Source organism: Rhizobium vallis (assembly GCF_003985155.1).
GTDB lineage: Bacteria > Pseudomonadota > Alphaproteobacteria > Rhizobiales > Rhizobiaceae > Rhizobium > Rhizobium vallis.
This window is the reverse complement of the sequence record NZ_ML133705.1, coordinates 13,456-29,646: the sequence shown is the minus strand read 5'-3', so window position 1 is coordinate 29,646 and position 16,191 is coordinate 13,456. Positions and strand designations below refer to the sequence as shown.

The window sequence follows — 16,191 nt, the reverse complement described above, 5'->3', positions numbered from 1 at the left end:
TCATGAATCCGTGGATTGAAGGTCCGCCGCCGAACCGGAGGCCGCCCTCGTCCTCCGAGGCCCCTACGGGGCACCTTCGGATCAGGCCGCAGAGAGGGCCTGCCAGCCGCTGGGCACACCGATCAGCCCTCATCCTGAGGTGCGTAGGCCGAAGGCCGGAGCCTCGAAGGACGAGGGCGGGTGATGGCCCCTTTCAACATCCGCATTTGCCGAAGCCGGTGGCCAGCCCCGTCCTTCGAGGCCCCTACGGGGCATCTCACGATGAGGCCGGAGAGAGGGCCTGCCAGCGCCGCATGGCACTCCGATCAGCCCTCATCCTGAGGTGCGTAGGCCGAAGGCCGGAGCCTCGAAGGACGAGGGCGGGTGATCAGCCCCCAACTCCACCGCCTCACCCACCACCAGCCGAATGCGCGCCGCCATCGCAGGCCGCATGCCCAGGGGCGGCGCAGCGAGCCTCAGGCGCAGCGTCACCGTTCCCTTCTCCCTGGAAATAACCGGCGCGATCTTCGCCACTTCGATCGCGAAGGGCTGATTGGGAAAGCCATCGAGCACCGCCTCGCCTGAAATCCCCGGCCGCACCAGCGCCATGTTCGCCTCCGCCACATCGGCATCGATCACCAGGCTTGCCGTATCGGTGATGACGAGCAGGCTTTCATTCTCCCGCACGCTGTCTTCCCGCGAAAGCACCGTGTCGCCGACATGCGCGTCGAGCCGCGTGACGGTGCCCGTGATCGGCGCCCGCACGGTCAGCGCCTCGACCTGCTCGCGCGCTTTGTCGATATCGAGATCGGCCTTCGCCGCATCCTGCCGTGCCTGCTCCGCGGCATTTTCGGCCGTATCGAAAGCCGTCTTCGCCGCCTCCAGCGCCTCGGCCGACATCGCGTCGCGCCCGGCAAGCCGCCCGGCGCGATCAAGCGAAGAGCGCGCCTGCGCCAACGCGATTGCCCGCGCCTCAACCGCCAGCGCCGCCGCCCGCGCCGATATCTCCGCCCCCCGAAGCGCAAAACGCGCCCCCGCATCGTCGAGCCGCACCAGCACCTGCCCGGCCACGACCCGATCGCCCGCCTCCACCTCGACGTCGACGATCCGACCCTCATATTTGGAAAAGACGGTGGCGATATTGGGCGCCACGACATAACCGGAGCCGGTGATTTCCCGGGTTGGCGTAGTCGTACCCCGGGTCGACGCAACCGTGCCCTGGGCCGGCGCAGTCGTACTCCCGGCGGACGCAGCCTTATCCGCCGCCCCGCCATCGGGCACCGCCGCGCCATCAGCCGATATCACAGCATCCCCGCCCACAAGTCTCGCAAGCCCGCTCTCGATCCGCTCCAGCGCAGCCGGCCGATAGAGCAGAACCGCCGCCAGCGACGCCGCCGCAAGGGCCAGCATCTGAGGCCTCCCCCACCGCCGGCTTCTTCGCTCCGGCGGCTCCATCTTGAAAGCCGCGGGCTCGATCGAAAGCGATCTCAGCTTGGCGGCAAGGTCTCGTTCATGTTCCGATGTCGTGTTCATGCCGCCAGCATGGCCACCGCCTGGAAAATCGCGACCTCGAACATGTTTCAGGCGGTGCTGGATCGCGATTGTGTACGTGGTGGTTGGCCGGCCAAGGAGACGCGGTGGCCGCCCTCGCCCTTCGAGGCACCTCACGGGGCACTTCAGGATGAAGTCGGAGGAAACTCGCGGCCGGTCTCGCCGCAGATCACAGCGCCACGGCACAACGACCAGCCTCAGCCACACCGGTTAGCCCTCATCCTGAGGTGCGTAGCCCGCAGGGCGAAGCCTCGAAGGACGGGGGCGGGTGGCTGGGCTGTATGCTTGCCGCCCATATTCCCACCATGCTAGCCTCGCCCCAATGGAAGTCACGGTCTACATCCTGCGCTGCAGCGACGGCTCATATTACACCGGTCTCACCAAGCAGGAGATCGAGGCGCGTGTCTGGGAGCACAATGCCGGAATCTATGACGGCTACACCGCCAAGCGCCGTCCCGTCGAACTCGTCTTCACCGAAACCTACGACCTCATCATCGACGCCATCGCCCGAGAGCGGCAGATCAAGGGCTGGTCGCGCCGCAAGAAGGAGGCGCTGATCGCCATGGATTACGAGGCCTTGCCGGAATTGTCGAAACGCGGGCCGGTCGAAGCTGAGTAAGTGGCGGGTGGCCAGCCCCGTCCTTCGAGGCCCCTTCGGGGCACCTCAGGATGAGGCTGGAGAGAGGGCGCCCCAGCCCCATGGCACCACGATCAGCCCTCATCCTGAGGTGCGCAGGCCAAAAGCCGGAGCCTCGAAGGACGAGGGCGGCTGATGGACCCCTTCAACATCCGCATTTGCCGAAGCCGGTGGCCAGCCCCGTCCTTCGAGGCCCCTGCGGGGCACCTCAGGATGAGGCTGGAGAGAGGGCCCGCCAGCTACGGAGCACAACGATCAGCCCTCATCCTGAGGTGCGTAGGCCGAAGGCCGGAGCCTCGAAGGACGAGGGCGGGTGACCTCACCCCTCACCCCTCACCCCTCCCTCTGCCTCCAAGCCACCGGCGTCATGTCAGTCACCCGGCGGAATTCCCGGTTGAAATTGGACTTCGTCTGGAAGCCGACCTCGAACATCACCTCGGTCACCGGCTTCTCCGTGCCAGATAGCAGCCGGCAGGCTTCGGCGATCCTGTAGTCGTTGACATATTGCGAGACGTTCTTGTCCATCGCCCGGTTGATCGCGGCCGAGATCTGGCGGGCGGGGATGCCGGCTTTGCGGGCGAGCCGGTCGAGATTGAGATTGACGTCGCGATAGAGCTTCCTCGCCTCCATCAGCGCGTCGATCGTGGCGATCGTCTCTTTGTCTTCGCTCGTATTGTCATCGATCCTCTCGGTTTTCGCGGGCGCCTCCACCGTCTCGGCCGGCGCCCGGCTGCGGCTGGCAGCCGCCGCCGCCGCGCCGAGGATGACGAGGCCGCCAAGGTTTCCGACACTGATCAGCGCCAGCGCATGTTCGCCATGGGCCCAGGTGAAATCGAAAAACACGAAAGTATCCACCGCCGCCGACACGCACAGCGCCACTGCGGCGAAGATGATCGCCCGATAGGCCGGCACCGCGCCCTCGAATGGCGCCAGCCGCAGCGCATCCGCGCCCGGCCGCATCAACAGCAGGATCGCCAGGGCATAGCCGACGAAGATCAGCACCAGCGCGATGTCGATCGCGTCCCGCCAAAGCGCTATCAGAACCAGAATGAACGCGGCGGGCACGGCATGCAGCGCAATCCGCACCGGCAAAGGCCGCCGACTGGTCCTCACCAGTCGGGAAACCCCAGCAAAGGCGAGCGGCGGCACCAGCGCCGCGATGACGGGCGCGACATATCCGACCGCCTGCACCCCATAACCCCAGCGCAGCCCGGAGAGGATCGACTGCGCGACGCTCAACAGGATCAACGCCAGAAACGGCCGGCTAGGCTGCATCTCCTCGTCGCGCCGGATGACGGCGACGAAAAGGATCAGCAGCAGGAGGGCGATGACGAAAGGAAGCGGAATGAAGATCATGGGGCTCTGTGATCGGAATGACGAACGGCGCCATCATCGCCGAGTCCGCCGGCGCGCGCGACCTCCATCATGTTTTAGGACGTGTTTTCGGTGGGGATTTTTTTGATGTTATGTAGCAAATGCCACCAACTCCCGGTCCAACGAAGCCACGTGCTTTCACACAAACTATTGCCTCCCATTCCCGATGAATTGAGCGCACAATCCAATAGGCTCACTAAGCCGAAGGACTACGCTGGGGGCGGTCCATGGTTTCCTCACCTGCAACAGCACTTATGGTGCCTTTTGCGGTTTTATTGATGGGTCTGTTCGCACCGAGCGATGCCCACATGGCGGCTGGCACTTGGACCTACCCGCCCGCCTGTTGCAATGGCAACGATGTCGATGGTGACTGCCAAGCGATTCCGAGTTCGGACGTCACGAAAGGGCCGTTCGGATTCTCAATTCACCTTCATCCGGGAGACCATCATCTTGTGACCAGAAATCAGCTATTGTTAATCCCTTACGGAAGGGAGATTCCATCTCAAGACTATCACTATCACATCTGCCTTCAGCCCACAGATGACCGATCTGACGCTGCGGGGATGGGGCGGGATGGGAAATACCGCGTTAACTGCTTCTTTGTGCCTCCGGACGGTGTTTGATTGAGAAATCCTCTCGTCGTTTCGCGATAGCAGCAAGCACGAGGTGCGCGGTTCGGTCGCGGTCAAGCCTGCCGCAAAGCTGCCAAGGCCAGCCTTTTTGACGATTGGTGTCCGGCAGGACAGCGGGGGGCGCCACGCAGCTCGTCGGTAGAGGAAGGAAGAAGGTATCTCACCTCCAAGAAAGCCTCATCCTTGCTCGCACAGTGCCACCGAAGCGGCCTCGAAGGAAAAGGCCGGCCGCCGCGCTTATCGCCCAAAACAGATTTACAATCCCCTCCCCACGATGATACAAAAATGCGATTTCAGCAACACACGACAGCCGCAACCCCATGAACCTCACCACCACCCTCGCCCATGAAGCCGCCATTGCCGAAGCGCTCCGTGCCGTCGACGAAGCGATCGGCGATGAGGTCCCAGGCGAGCAGGCCTTCCGGATCATTGCCGCCATCAAGGCTCTGCGTCCGGACCGTTCGCCTGAAGTGACCGAGCTGGAGCGCATCGATTACCTGGAGACGGTGCAGAGGAGCGCCCGCGCCGCCTGGAACAGCCGATATGCCGCCGGCAGGCTCGGCCCCGAATGCGACGCCGTCGCCGGCATCGACACGCCGCTCGGCCGGCTGAAGACGGTGACCTGGCGGCGGGCATGGCGCGGCGGCAAGATCGCCTGGGCCAGCGAATATTACCTCGACGACGACCCCGTCAGCATCGCCGAAATCCGCGCCGCCGGCCTGGCGCAGCGGCCGACGACGCGGAATAGAAGGAAGAAGCCGGAGTAAGCGCGAGCTGCATTCTCATGAACTGCCTTGAGCGGCAAGCGAGAGGCAAGTGAGCGCTCAGAGAGCGATCGCAAGCCTTACATCGTTGCGATTTCCACACCGAAACCATTGCCCGGATAAAACACCCCATCAACAATGGGGAATCCACCATGCGCGTACAGGTTTCGCTTTTCACCGACAACACCGCCTTCAAGGCCAGCGTCTCCGGCGGCAGCGGCAAGGGCTATCTGTCGCTCGACATGGAGGCAGACGGCGTCATGGTCGTCATCTTCGCGCCGGCCGGGCGACGCCGCGGGCTTGCCCGCATCGCCGCCGTCATGAACGAGGAGTTCAACCGGCCGCTTGCCGACGACGCAGACGATGAAGATGAGGACGACGAACTGGAGGCCGAGCTTGCCGCCGGCATCGAAGCCCTCGGCTTCTAGCCCATGTTCGAAGCCACCTTCACGCTGACGCGCGGCGACGACGACATCGATCTCGTCATCGAATATTCCCTCACCCCCCACCATCCCGGCAACCGCCATGCGCACCCCGAATTCTGCGCCCCGCCCTCCGGCGGCGAGGTAGAGCAGCTGACCGCCCTCCTCGACGGCGCGCCCCTCGACCTCACAGACGCCGAATACCGCCTGATCGAGCGCCATATCGAGGAAACCCACGATCTCTTCCAGGAGGCCGACTGAGAGAGCGCCCGATACGTCAGCCGTTGCCAGCAGCCCTATCCTTCACTCCGCGTTCGAACGAGGGGTCTCGCATGCTCGAAAAACTGCGGCACGGATATCAGCTGCCGGGTGCTGCCTCCGCCGAGATCGAGGCACGCGAGGCAGCCCTCGGCATAGTGCTGCCCGAGGAGTACAAGACCTTCCTGCGCGCCTCCAACGGTTTCAACGATGAGATCGGCCGGGGATATCTGGCCCTCTGGAGCGTCGATGAACTCGCCATGGCAGATGCTTACGAACTCTTCGAACTCCAGCCCGGCCGCTTCCTGATCGGCTCCAACGGCGGCCCCACCGCCTATGGCATCATCGACGGAAACTATGTTTCCATCCCCTTTGTCTTCGCCGGTCCATGGCAAGATGAAGTCCACGAGCTGGGCGGGAATTTCGACGCGTTCATCGCGGCGATCGAAGCGGGCAAGGGTTGGTAGCGGTGGCGCGGAGTTGCTTCGGGATTCACATCCACTAAGCTCGGTCAGACGGCAGCAAAGGTGCAAGAAATTGAAGATATCTTCCTATGACGAAGGACTTGAATTCAGGCTTGCCAGCCTGCCGCCGATCTGGATTCATGGCGGTCTCCCCATCGTCGCGATCTTCCTGACGTTTCCTCTGTGGCACGGGTTTCATGGGCCGGGGATAAAGACGGCAGCGATCGTCGTTGTCGGCATCATCTTCTCGTTGCTTGCCCATGAGCTCGGCCATGCCTTGATCGCCCACCGCTGCGGCGCAAAGCCGGTGCTGATCCGTTTGCACGCCGGCGGCGGAGAAGCCATTTGCGAAGTCAATGACCGCACGCCTTGGGAGGACCGGCTAATCACGCTTGCGGGGCCAGCGATGAACCTCGTGATCGGCATCGCCTGCTTTTTGATCCTCGCAACCGTTCTGCCGGATCAAACGTCGCCTCTCCCGAACGACTCCCTTTGGACAAAACCGCCACCGACCTTCGGGCCGCCTTTGCCTCGCGCTGTGGAATGGCTGGGCTGGCTCAACCTCCTATGGGCCGCAGTCAACCTTCTGCCGGCGTTTCCCCTCGACGGCGGCCACCTGCTTTACAGCGTGATCGAAGAGCGCAGCGGCCCCCAGCCCGCTCTTTTCTGGACGGGCTTGCTCGGCACCGTCTTCGCGGTCGCCGCCAAGATCATCTTCGTCGGCGCGCTGCTGGCTGGAATTGTGATCTGGTCGCCGCCCTATGTCTCGCCGAATTGGAAGGCCCTGAAATCCGCACGCCGGTCCGGCGCCGATATCGTCAATCTGCGGAAGCCTTGAAGCACCTCGCCCCGGATAAGCGAACGTGCTGGAATGGTCGAGTTGATCCCGGATCGGAAGCTGGCGCTGCCGGGATCACCCTTATCGGCTTTACGCCCGCACCGCCCCCTGATTCCCCGCGACAAGTCCACGACCGGCCGCCGCAACGGCATGCAGGCCGACGAGACCGATGGCGGCGAGCGCGTTGACCAGCAGAACCCCGGCCACGACGGACAGCGAAAAGCCGTCGTCGCCGGACGGCAACACCGATGTTGCGGCAAAGAGCAGGCCTTCATAGGCGGCGAAGCCGGCAAGAAAGGCGGCTGCCATCGTCACGGGAAGATCGGTGGAAAGGCGCAGCACCGCGAGTGCGGCAGCCAGCGAGGCGAATGCCGCGATGCCGATCGCAAGCCCCCAGGCATAGCTGTCCCATGTCTGGGGATAGCCGAGCACGACATATCCGACCATCTGGTTGGCCAGCCAGGCAAGGAGAACCGCCGTCACCGCCATCCGCCGGGGCAGAACGACCGCCGAAACCGCCGCCAACGCCACGAAGGGCGTGACGCAGGCAAAAAGCAGGCTGAGCGCCACGCTCGCGCCCGCGATGAAAACCACCCAGGCGGCGGCGAAACCGGGCGCGGCAGGGCGCAGGGGAAGCTGATTCCGTTCGAGCATCGAAAAACTCCATTCGGCCGGGCGCATGCGCCCATAAAAAATAATAGCAAAACCACGCGAAAATGCCAGCAAGCTCCCCTCGCCGCCGGCAAGCCGGAAATGTCGGCGCGCAAGATTAAACCAGTGAAAAATCATCAAGATTTCAAGCGCCGCGCCCCTCGAAATATGGAAGCCGGCTACATATTTTTGAGCAATTGCCACCAGAAGTGAAGTCAGCAAAAATACACAACAACCGAATCGTATAAATCATTTAAAAACAAATAGATAAAACACAATCCAAACTCCGCAAAGCCGAAAACCAGCCCTCGCCGTCACCCATGCGAGAAGTTAAAATTATTGTTAAATCCGCGTTAATCCGGAAATGCAAATATTCGCTATCGCTTTTAGAGGGGGCGCCTCTTAACCTGGGAGCATAGCGTGGATATTCTCGATCGTGGTGCGAATGCCGTTGCCGTTCTTGCTTCACTCTCCAAATCCCAGGCAATGATCGAATTCGATCTCACGGGCCGGATCTTGACGGCGAACGGCAATTTCTGCCGCGCGCTCGGATATGAGCTCTCCGAAATCGTCGGCCAGCACCACAGCATGTTCGTCGAAAAGGCTTACGCATCCTCTCCCGAATACAAGGCCTTCTGGGCCAAGCTCGCGGCCGGTAATTACGATCAGCAGCAGTACAAGCGCATCGGCAAGGGCGGGCGCGAAGTGTGGATCGAGGCCTCCTACAATCCGGTGATCCGCCGGGGCAAGCCGGTCAAGGTGATCAAGATCGCCACCGACATCACCCGCCAGAAGCTGATCGCGGCCGAAGACACCGGCAAGCTCGATGCGCTCTCGCGCGCCCAGGCGATCATCGAGTTCACGCCCGATGGCGAAATCCTCGCCGCCAACGAGAACTTCCTGAATGCGCTGGGCTACTCGCTTTCCGAGATCAAGGGTCGGCACCATTCGATGTTTTGCGAACCGGCCTATGCCGCATCGCAGGAATACAAGGCATTCTGGCCGAATCTTGCCGCCGGTAGGCTTGCCGCCGATGAATTCATGCGCATCGGCAAAGGCGGCCGCAAGGTCTTCATCCAGGCCTCCTACAATCCGATCTTCGACATGAACGGAAAGGTCTTCAAGGTCGTGAAGTTCGCGACCGATGTGACGCCGCGCGTCGAAAACGTCGAAGCGCTCGCGAACTGCCTGACGAACCTGTCAAACGGCGACCTCTCGCAGAAGATCGCCTCACCTTTCATTCCCTCGCTGGAGCGCCTGCGCACCGATTTCAACAGCGCCTCCGACAAACTGAAGCACGCCATGGCGACGGTCGCCGACAATGCCAGGGCGATCTCCTCGGGATCGAAGGAGATCGGCAGCGCCGCCGACGACCTGGCCAAACGCACCGAACAGCAGGCCTCCTCGGTCGAAGAGACGGCAGCAGCCCTCGAGGAGATCACCACGACGGTCAAGGACGCCAGCAAGCGCGCCGGCGAAGCGGGCGAGCTGGTGACTCATACCAAGGCCCATGCGGAACATTCCGGCCAGGTGGTGAAGGAAGCCATCGAAGCCATGGACCAGATCGAAAATTCCTCGCGCGAGATTTCCAACATCATCGGCGTCATCGACGAGATCGCCTTCCAGACCAACCTGCTGGCGCTGAATGCCGGCATCGAGGCGGCGCGCGCCGGCGAGGCCGGCAAGGGTTTTGCCGTCGTCGCCATGGAAGTGCGCGAACTGGCGCAACGCTCCGCAAGTGCTGCCAAGGAGATCAAGACGCTGATCACCGCCTCCAGCGGCCATGTCGCCACCGGCGTGACGCTGGTCAGCAAGACCGGCAGCGCGCTCGAGGAAATCGCCAGGCAGGTTCACGATATCAACGGCAATGTCGTGGCGATCGTCAAAGCCTCGCGCGAACAGTCCAATGCGCTCGCCGAGGTCAACCGCGCGGTCAACACCGTCGACCAAAGCACCCAGAAGAATGCCGCCATGGTCGAGGAACAGACGGCGGCCAGCCACAGCCTTGCCCGCGAGGCCGCAGCCCTTTTCGAACTCCTCAGCCACTTCCGCTTCGACGACGCCGCGAGAACGACGAACGTCTCGTCCCTCCCCGAGATCCGGACAGCCGCACCGATGCCGGCCCAGCGCCCTCGCCCGGCACGATCCCACGGATCGGCCGCCGTGGCGGAAGCGAGCTGGCAGGATTTCTGATCGGGCGCGGGCTGCTGCTGCCCCTCTCGCCGTTCATCCATAAATTGGGCGTACCCGCAGATAGTCCGTGGCGAGGTTCTGCGACCCAAAACGGCAAGATCGGTCGAGCGCCTCATGCCTGCCTGCGCTTAGTTGGTGCGGCCACGGAGAACGGAACGATGAAGGCGGCGCTTCAACACTACCATGCCCGGATGCAGCGGGTGCTGGATCACATAGACCGGCATCTGGACGACGATCTGGATCTGGAGGCGCTGAGCAGCGTCGCGGCCTACTCGAAATATCATTTCCACCGGCAGTTCACGGCGACCTTCGGTCTGTCCGTGCACCGCTACGTCAGCCTCGCCCGCATGAAGCGCGCTTCACACCGGCTGGCCTACGGGGATGCCAAAAGCGTCACTGATATAGCGATGGATGCCGGTTATACCGCACCCGATGCCTTCGCCCGCGCCTTTCGGCAACGGTTCGGGCAATCGCCTTCGTCCTTCCGGAAGTCTCCCGACTGGGAGCCGTGGCTTGCGGCCTTCGGGCCTTTGGACAATGCGAGGAGCAAGCTCATGCAGAAGACTTTTACCATTGACGACGTGACCATACGCGATGTGCCCGCCACGCCGGTGGCGATCATGGAACATCGGGGCGACCCGGCCACACTCGGCGCCACCATCCAGCGCTTCATCGCCTGGCGCAAGGCCGCGGGCCTGCACCCGAGGACAAGCCCGACCTTCAACGTCTGGCGCTCCGAGCGACGCCCCGCGTCGCCTGCCGATTACAGCGTGGACCTCTGTGTCGGGACCGACCAGCCGGTTGCGGCAAACGGCGAAGAGATCAAAGCCGGCGAGATCAAGACTGGCAAGATTCCTGGCGGACGCTGCGCCGTGCTGCGCGTCGTCGGCAACACCGACAATCTGGAACCCGCCGCACTCTACCTCTACCGCGACTGGCTGCCGGCGAGCGGCGAGGAAGCCCGCGACTTCCCGATCTATTGCCAGCGGCTGAGCTTCTTCCCGGAGGTGCCGGAGCATGAAGCGGTCGCGGAATTGTTTTTGCCGCTGAAATAACACCCGCGGCGGTCGATCAGTCGGTCCGTTTCAGCCAATCTTCCCGCAGGTTCGCCCGGCAAATCTGCGGGATCCCGCGCCTGACTGCCACGATCTCCGCTTGTCTGTCGTCAATCCGCGTGCTAAATACTGAACCGAATGGTTCAGTATGCTAAAGCCCGTCTCGATGCCTCGTTCGCCGCGCTCTCGGACGCCACCCGACGCGGCGTTTTAGAGCAGCTGGCGCGTGCAGACGCTTCGATCACTGAGCTTGCCGAGAAGTTCCACATGACCCTCACGGGTATGAAGAAGCACGTCGGCGTGTTGGAACAGGCGGGGCTCGTCACCACGGAGAAGGTCGGGCGCGTGCGGACCTGCAAGCTCGGCCTAAGCGGACTGGGAGACGAGGCGGCATGGATCGAGAGCTACCGTCAGCTCTGGGACGCACGCTTCGACGCGTTGGACAAGGTTGTCGAGGAATTGAAACGGAAGGAGAAGGACGATGGAGAGTAAGCCTATCCCCATGAAGAACCCTACGACGGTGGAACGGACGTCCGAGCGTGAGCTCGTCGTGACGCGAACCTTCGACGGCCCGGTGCACATCGTGTTCGAGGCGTGGACCAAGCCTGAGCTGTTCATGCGCTGGTGGGCACCGAAGTCGATGGGCGTGCCTATTCTTTCCTGCAAGATGGATGTTCGTACCGGAGGCGGGTACCGTATCGAGTTTGGCCACGATCCCTCAGAGACTTGGGCATTCTTCGGCAAGTATCTCGAAGTGATACCGAACGCGCGCCTGATCTGGACGAATGAGGAAGGTAGTGACGGCGCCGTGACCACGGTGACCTTCGAGGAAAAAGGCGGCAAGACGCTGCTGGTCCTGCACGAACTCTATCCCTCGAAGGAAGCGTTCGACGCCAATTCCGGGGCGGAGGGCGGGATGCCCGAGCAGTTCGAGCAACTGGACAAGCTTCTCATTACCCTGGGCGCCAGCGCGGGAGGGTCATGACGTCATCGATCCCGCAGTCGACGGCGCGGCATCCTCCAACGCCCCTCATGTTGAGGTGCGCAGCCCGAAAGGGCGGAGCCTCGAAGCACGCGCCGCAACGCTGCTTTTGCATTCTTCCGACCAACGCACCCGCCTCGTCCTTCGAGGCTTCGGCCTTATGGCCTACGCGCCTCAGGATGAGGCTCTCTTGAGCCTTGGTGCGGCAGCGTTCCACGTTCCTCATGCTGAGGTGCGCAGCCCGCAAGGGCGGAGCCTCGAAGCACGCGCACCAACGCTGCTCCCAGCATTCCTACAACGCATCCAACGGAATCTTCAGATAGCGTCGCCCGTTCTCCTCCGGCTCCGGCAACCTCCCGCCGCGGATATTCACCTGCAGCGCGTGCAGCATCAGCTTCGGTTTGGCCAGTGTGCGGTCGCGAGCCTGGCGGAGCGCCACATAGGCGGCCTCGTCCTTGCCTGCGATATGCGGATTGTCGCGGTTAGGGGTGCCATAAGGAATTCATCTCCCATGCCTATCAAGATAGGCACGGCACATGATCACGAGCTGTCGGCGTAAATCTTCAGCCACCTCGCCGGAATGGCCTCGCTCGAAGGAGTTGCGCACCGCTCCGAATATGACGGTGACAAGCGTGCGAGTATTCGACCTTGCATCGGAACCGTCGTTGTCTGAAGCGCTTGCGAGCATGGCGGTAATTGCCGCGTCGGTCCGCACCGCGAAGGCCGATATCAATGCCTCGTTGTCCATTTCCACGACGGATCGGTACAGGGCCCGCGTAACATCAGGTTTCTCGGTCTTGGTATGCCAGTAGGTGTCGATTAGCGCTTCCACCATGTCGCCTGCCGGATTGCCCTGCCATTCGCGGCAAGTGGCTTCGACCCTCTCGGCCAGACGGTCCAGATAGCGTTCGTTGACAGCATAGATCAGAGCCTGTTTGTGCGGGAAGTATTGGTACATCGTGCCGACCGATACGCCCGCCCGCTCGGCGACGCGCGTAGTGGTGAGCTGAGAAAGACCGTCCTTTACCAAAAGCTGAATGGTTGCTTCGAAAATTGCGTCGACGGTAGCAGAAGCGCGTCGTTGCTGCGGTCGTTTCCGGGGCTTCAAGGCCTGCGGCGCGGAAGAGATCAAAAGCGAATCCTCAAACTGAATAATTCTTCATATCATGGCCGAAAACGTAAACGAAGAAAGGCTTTAGACATGAAGGAAGAACGCGTTGCGCTTGTAACCGGCGGCAATAAGGGCATCGGCCTGGAGGTCTCGCGCCAACTCGGCAAGGCTGGTGTCACGGTCGTGATCGGTGCGAGGGACGTGGATCGTGGCACCGCGGCAGCCGCAGAATTGAAGTCGGAGGGCATATACGCCTTCTCCGTCCAGCTCGACGTTACCGACAAACAGAGCATCACTGCAGCAGCCCAAGCTATTGTAGACACGCATGGCCGCCTGGACATCCTCGTCAATAACGCGGGCATCTTCGATTTTGCAGACGCCCCTCCCAGCCGTGCATCCATTGATGCTGTTCGCAATGTCATGGAAGTAAACTTCATCGGCGCATTGGCTGTGACGCAGGCGGTGCTGCCGCTGCTGAAAACGTCACCCGCCGGGCGCATCGTAAACGTGTCCAGCTCGCTTGGTTCACTGGCGTTGAACGGCGATCCGACATCGACATACTATTCGCAACAGTTCGTCGGGTACAACGCATCGAAGGCGTCTCTGAACATGCTGACGATCCAGTTGCACCAGGAACTGAAAGAGACCGGCATCGTAGTGAATTCGGTCAGCCCCGGCTTTGTCAAGACGGACCTGACCGGATACGGCAACATGACTCCCGAGGAAGGAGCAAGGCTGCCAGTGCAGTATGCACTCGTTGCAACGACATCGGGGACGTTCGTCGAACCGGGTGACACGACGCCGTGGTAAGGTCACCTCACGCACCGTTCATCGGCGTCTGCAAGCGAGGGGATCGACTTCTTCAGCACGTCCCCAGCCCCTACAACGCATCCAACGGTATCTTCAGATACCGCTGCCCGTTCTCCTCCACCGAACAGATAGTGGCGACTGGAAAATGAACGGTCGCCTCGGGCTGCGGCTGGGTCGCAGGGATCGAACGCCCGAGGGCGTTCGCGCTGCGGCTCAGGAAATCTATGCATGCGGTGCCTGAACCAGCATGAACACGAGTGCACACAGGCTGCGAGCAGCATGGCATTCCCACTACCATTCCTCGCAAAAAACAGCCTATAAACTCAAGCAACGCAGCACGAGGGAGATTTCGATGGAAGCACGGTACAGGATCGGCGGCGTCTTCTGCTTGGCTTTGGCGGCCGCGATTGCCTGGCAGGCGGTTTGGCTGCCGCTGCAGGATGCAAGTCTCGGCGCCGATATGGTCACCTGGATGCCACGCGCCACCGTCGTCGTCGGGCTATGCGTAGTTTTCGGCATCTATTTCCTGGCAACGGGCAATCGATATCCCTACCGCGACGTGGAACGGCAAACGCTGACGCCGGTCGGATGGGCGCTGTTTGCCATGGTCGCCATCATCGCTCTGGCCGGCTTCTTCGGCATGGACATGATGCTGCGGTCGCTGGGGTATCGGTAAGGAGAGCCCAGACCAGCGCCCGCTCGTTCGCCCGCCGGCATCCATCGCCCTGCGGTCATGGGCGCGGCATCCTCCGACCTCCCTCATGCTGAGGTGCGTAGCCCGGAGGGCGGAGCCTCGAAGCACGCGCTCAACATTGCTTCTTGCATCCTCAACCGTTGGAGCGCCGCCTTGTCCTTCGAGGCAGTCAACGAGCACCACCTCTCCCCTCATTCCTGTGCCTGTCACAGGAATCCAGCCACCGCGCGTCCGCGCGATGAATGACTCTTATCAATCTGGGGATTCTCCCGCGCCCAAGGACTTGGGCGCGCTGGATCCCTGTGACGAGCACAGGGATGAGGGTCAGTGGAACGTGCTGAGGTGCGCAGCCCGCAAGGGCGGAGCCTCGAAGCGCACACCGCAGCGCTGATCCCAGCCCCCTACAACGCATCCAGCGGTATCTTCAGATACCGCCGCCCATTCTCCTCAGGCTCGGGCAGTCTCCCACCGCGGATATTCACCTGCAGCGCGTGCAGCATCAGCTTCGGTTTCGCCAATGTGCGGTCGCGGGCCTGACGGAGCGCGACATAGGCGGCCTCGTCCTTCCCTGCGATGTGCGGATTGTCGCGTTTCTGGGCGGCGACCGTGCTCTCCCAGCGCGGGTGGCGGCCGCCCGGCTGGTAGTCGTGGCCGGAAAACAGGCGGGTTTCCTCGGGCAGTGACAGGATCGCCTGAATCGAATGCCAGAGGGCGCTGGCGCTGCCGCCGGGAAAATCCGTTCGCGCCGTGCCGGAATCCGGGGTGAACACCGTGTCGTGCACGAAGGCGGCGTCGCCGATCAGGTAGGTGACGGAGGCCAGCGTATGGCCGGGGGAAAACATCACCCGGGCGTCGAGCGCGCCGATCTTGAACGTCTCGCCATCGGCAAACAGCCGGTCCCATTGTGAGCCGTCGGCGGCAAGCGCCGGCCAGTTGTAGATCTCCTTCCAGAGCTTCTGGACCTCGGTGACATGGGCGCCGATCGCCGTCGGCGCGTCGGTCCTGCCTTTGAGGTAATGGGCGGCGGAGAAATGATCGGCATGCGGATGGGTGTCGAGAATCCATTCGAGCGTCAACCGCTCGGCCGCGATATAGGCAAGGATGGCGTCGGCGCTCGCGGTGCCCGTTGCCCCAGAGCATTCGTCGAAATCGAGCACCGGGTCGATGATGGCACAGCGCTTCGTGGCGGGATCGGTCACGACATATTGCACGCTCGATGTGGCAGGATGGAAGAAGGCCTTCACGTCGGGCACCTGCCCTGCCCGCCTCTCCAGAAAGCGCCGCGCCCCGGCCAGATCGAAGCCCTGGCTCTTGCCGAAGGCCTCGATATCGCCAGCATCCATCCGCCCATCGAGCGCCTCGCCCAGCGCATAGAGCGTCAGCGCCCGCGTGCCGCTTTTGCAATGGGCAAGCACCGGCCCCTTGGCTGCGGCCATCGCCCCCTGGAAGGCGCGGATATCGGCCTCGGTAATCTCAGCGCCCTTCACCGGCACGAAGCCGTAGGCAAGCCCGGCGGCAGCGGCCGCCGCCTTCTCCGCCGCATTGCCGGGCTGGCCGGGCTCCTCGCCATCCGGCCGGGCATTGATGATCCCGGCAAAGCCACGCGCCGCAAAATCGGCAAAATCGGCGACCTCGGGCTGCCCCGCCACCGATATCAGCTCATTGACCCTCACGGATGTCATCGAAGCCCCCGCGTCCATGAGGATAATCTCATATGGATGGAGGCGGGCGTCAAGGAAATCCACTTGGGTGGGTTTGCCGATGGGGGACGCTGCG

Annotated in this window: 17 protein-coding genes and 1 pseudogene; 12 read left to right on the top strand and 6 right to left on the bottom strand. The window is 62.6% G+C overall.

Annotation, left to right across the window (positions count from 1 at the left end):
* Window positions 1–312: 312 nt before the first annotated feature.
* Complete coding sequence (locus EFQ99_RS32140; protein ID WP_245441625.1) at window positions 313–1,512, bottom strand: efflux RND transporter periplasmic adaptor subunit; 1,200 nt, start codon at window positions 1,510–1,512, stop codon at window positions 313–315.
* Window positions 1,513–1,852: 340 nt separating this feature from the next.
* On the opposite strand from EFQ99_RS32140, the gene EFQ99_RS32135 reads away from it, so the two are divergent.
* On the top strand, window positions 1,853–2,149 hold the full coding sequence (locus tag EFQ99_RS32135; RefSeq protein ID WP_126925018.1) for a GIY-YIG nuclease family protein: 297 nt from the start codon (window positions 1,853–1,855) through the stop codon (window positions 2,147–2,149).
* A gap of 351 nt (window positions 2,150–2,500) precedes the next feature.
* Here EFQ99_RS32135 and EFQ99_RS32130 read toward each other — a convergent pair whose 3' ends face one another.
* Window positions 2,501–3,523 (bottom strand): helix-turn-helix domain-containing protein, encoded by a 1,023-nt coding sequence (locus EFQ99_RS32130; protein ID WP_126925017.1) that lies wholly within the window; start codon window positions 3,521–3,523, stop codon window positions 2,501–2,503.
* Window positions 3,524–4,493: 970 nt separating this feature from the next.
* On the opposite strand from EFQ99_RS32130, the gene EFQ99_RS32120 reads away from it, so the two are divergent.
* From EFQ99_RS32120 to EFQ99_RS32100, 5 genes are all read left to right on the top strand, one after another.
* A complete protein-coding gene (locus tag EFQ99_RS32120) occupies window positions 4,494–4,940 on the top strand; it encodes a hypothetical protein (RefSeq protein ID WP_126925016.1) in 447 nt (148 codons plus the stop codon).
* Between the two features lie 149 nt (window positions 4,941–5,089).
* Entirely contained in the window at window positions 5,090–5,365 is a 276-nt protein-coding gene (locus EFQ99_RS32115; protein ID WP_126925015.1) for a hypothetical protein, read from the top strand.
* Window positions 5,366–5,368: 3 nt separating this feature from the next.
* Window positions 5,369–5,620 (top strand): hypothetical protein, encoded by a 252-nt coding sequence (locus EFQ99_RS32110; RefSeq protein ID WP_126925014.1) that lies wholly within the window; start codon window positions 5,369–5,371, stop codon window positions 5,618–5,620.
* 71 nt (window positions 5,621–5,691) lie between these two features.
* Window positions 5,692–6,084 (top strand): SMI1/KNR4 family protein, encoded by a 393-nt coding sequence (locus EFQ99_RS32105; RefSeq protein ID WP_126925013.1) that lies wholly within the window; start codon window positions 5,692–5,694, stop codon window positions 6,082–6,084.
* Between the two features lie 70 nt (window positions 6,085–6,154).
* A complete protein-coding gene (locus tag EFQ99_RS32100; protein WP_164736480.1) occupies window positions 6,155–6,919 on the top strand; it encodes a metalloprotease in 765 nt (254 codons plus the stop codon).
* Between the two features lie 90 nt (window positions 6,920–7,009).
* On the opposite strand, the gene EFQ99_RS32095 is transcribed toward EFQ99_RS32100, so the two are convergent.
* Window positions 7,010–7,573 (bottom strand): hypothetical protein, encoded by a 564-nt coding sequence (locus tag EFQ99_RS32095; protein WP_126925011.1) that lies wholly within the window; start codon window positions 7,571–7,573, stop codon window positions 7,010–7,012.
* Between the two features lie 417 nt (window positions 7,574–7,990).
* On the opposite strand from EFQ99_RS32095, the gene EFQ99_RS32090 reads away from it, so the two are divergent.
* From EFQ99_RS32090 to EFQ99_RS32075, 4 genes are all read left to right on the top strand, one after another.
* Window positions 7,991–9,763, top strand: coding sequence for a methyl-accepting chemotaxis protein (locus EFQ99_RS32090; protein WP_126925010.1), 1,773 nt, complete (start codon window positions 7,991–7,993; stop codon window positions 9,761–9,763).
* A gap of 158 nt (window positions 9,764–9,921) precedes the next feature.
* Window positions 9,922–10,818 carry an AraC family transcriptional regulator gene (locus tag EFQ99_RS32085; protein WP_126925009.1) on the top strand — a complete coding sequence of 299 codons (897 nt, stop codon included), beginning with the start codon at window positions 9,922–9,924 and terminating at the stop codon, window positions 10,816–10,818.
* A gap of 138 nt (window positions 10,819–10,956) precedes the next feature.
* Window positions 10,957–11,310 carry an ArsR/SmtB family transcription factor gene (locus EFQ99_RS32080; protein WP_126925008.1) on the top strand — a complete coding sequence of 118 codons (354 nt, stop codon included), beginning with the start codon at window positions 10,957–10,959 and terminating at the stop codon, window positions 11,308–11,310.
* Window positions 11,300–11,803 (top strand): SRPBCC family protein, encoded by a 504-nt coding sequence (locus EFQ99_RS32075; protein ID WP_126925007.1) that lies wholly within the window; start codon window positions 11,300–11,302, stop codon window positions 11,801–11,803. The genes EFQ99_RS32080 and EFQ99_RS32075 overlap by 11 nt, the downstream gene beginning before the upstream one ends.
* 289 nt (window positions 11,804–12,092) lie before the next feature.
* Here the strand turns inward: EFQ99_RS32075 and EFQ99_RS32070 are convergent.
* Window positions 12,093–12,281 (bottom strand): annotated as a pseudogene (locus tag EFQ99_RS32070) (bifunctional sulfur transferase/dioxygenase Blh); the annotation flags it as partial.
* A gap of 21 nt (window positions 12,282–12,302) precedes the next feature.
* Window positions 12,303–12,932: a TetR/AcrR family transcriptional regulator gene (locus EFQ99_RS32065; RefSeq protein WP_126925006.1), complete on the bottom strand. Its 630-nt coding sequence runs from the start codon at window positions 12,930–12,932 to the stop codon at window positions 12,303–12,305.
* Window positions 12,933–13,001: 69 nt separating this feature from the next.
* Here EFQ99_RS32065 and EFQ99_RS32060 point away from each other — a divergent pair, with 69 nt between their 5' ends.
* Window positions 13,002–13,721 (top strand): SDR family oxidoreductase, encoded by a 720-nt coding sequence (locus tag EFQ99_RS32060; protein ID WP_126925005.1) that lies wholly within the window; start codon window positions 13,002–13,004, stop codon window positions 13,719–13,721.
* 352 nt (window positions 13,722–14,073) lie between these two features.
* Window positions 14,074–14,397: a hypothetical protein gene (locus tag EFQ99_RS32055; RefSeq protein WP_126925004.1), complete on the top strand. Its 324-nt coding sequence runs from the start codon at window positions 14,074–14,076 to the stop codon at window positions 14,395–14,397.
* 419 nt (window positions 14,398–14,816) lie between these two features.
* On the opposite strand, the gene blh is transcribed toward EFQ99_RS32055, so the two are convergent.
* On the bottom strand, window positions 14,817–16,097 hold the full coding sequence (gene blh / locus EFQ99_RS32045) for a bifunctional sulfur transferase/dioxygenase Blh (RefSeq protein WP_126925003.1): 1,281 nt from the start codon (window positions 16,095–16,097) through the stop codon (window positions 14,817–14,819).
* Window positions 16,098–16,191: the final 94 nt, after the last annotated feature.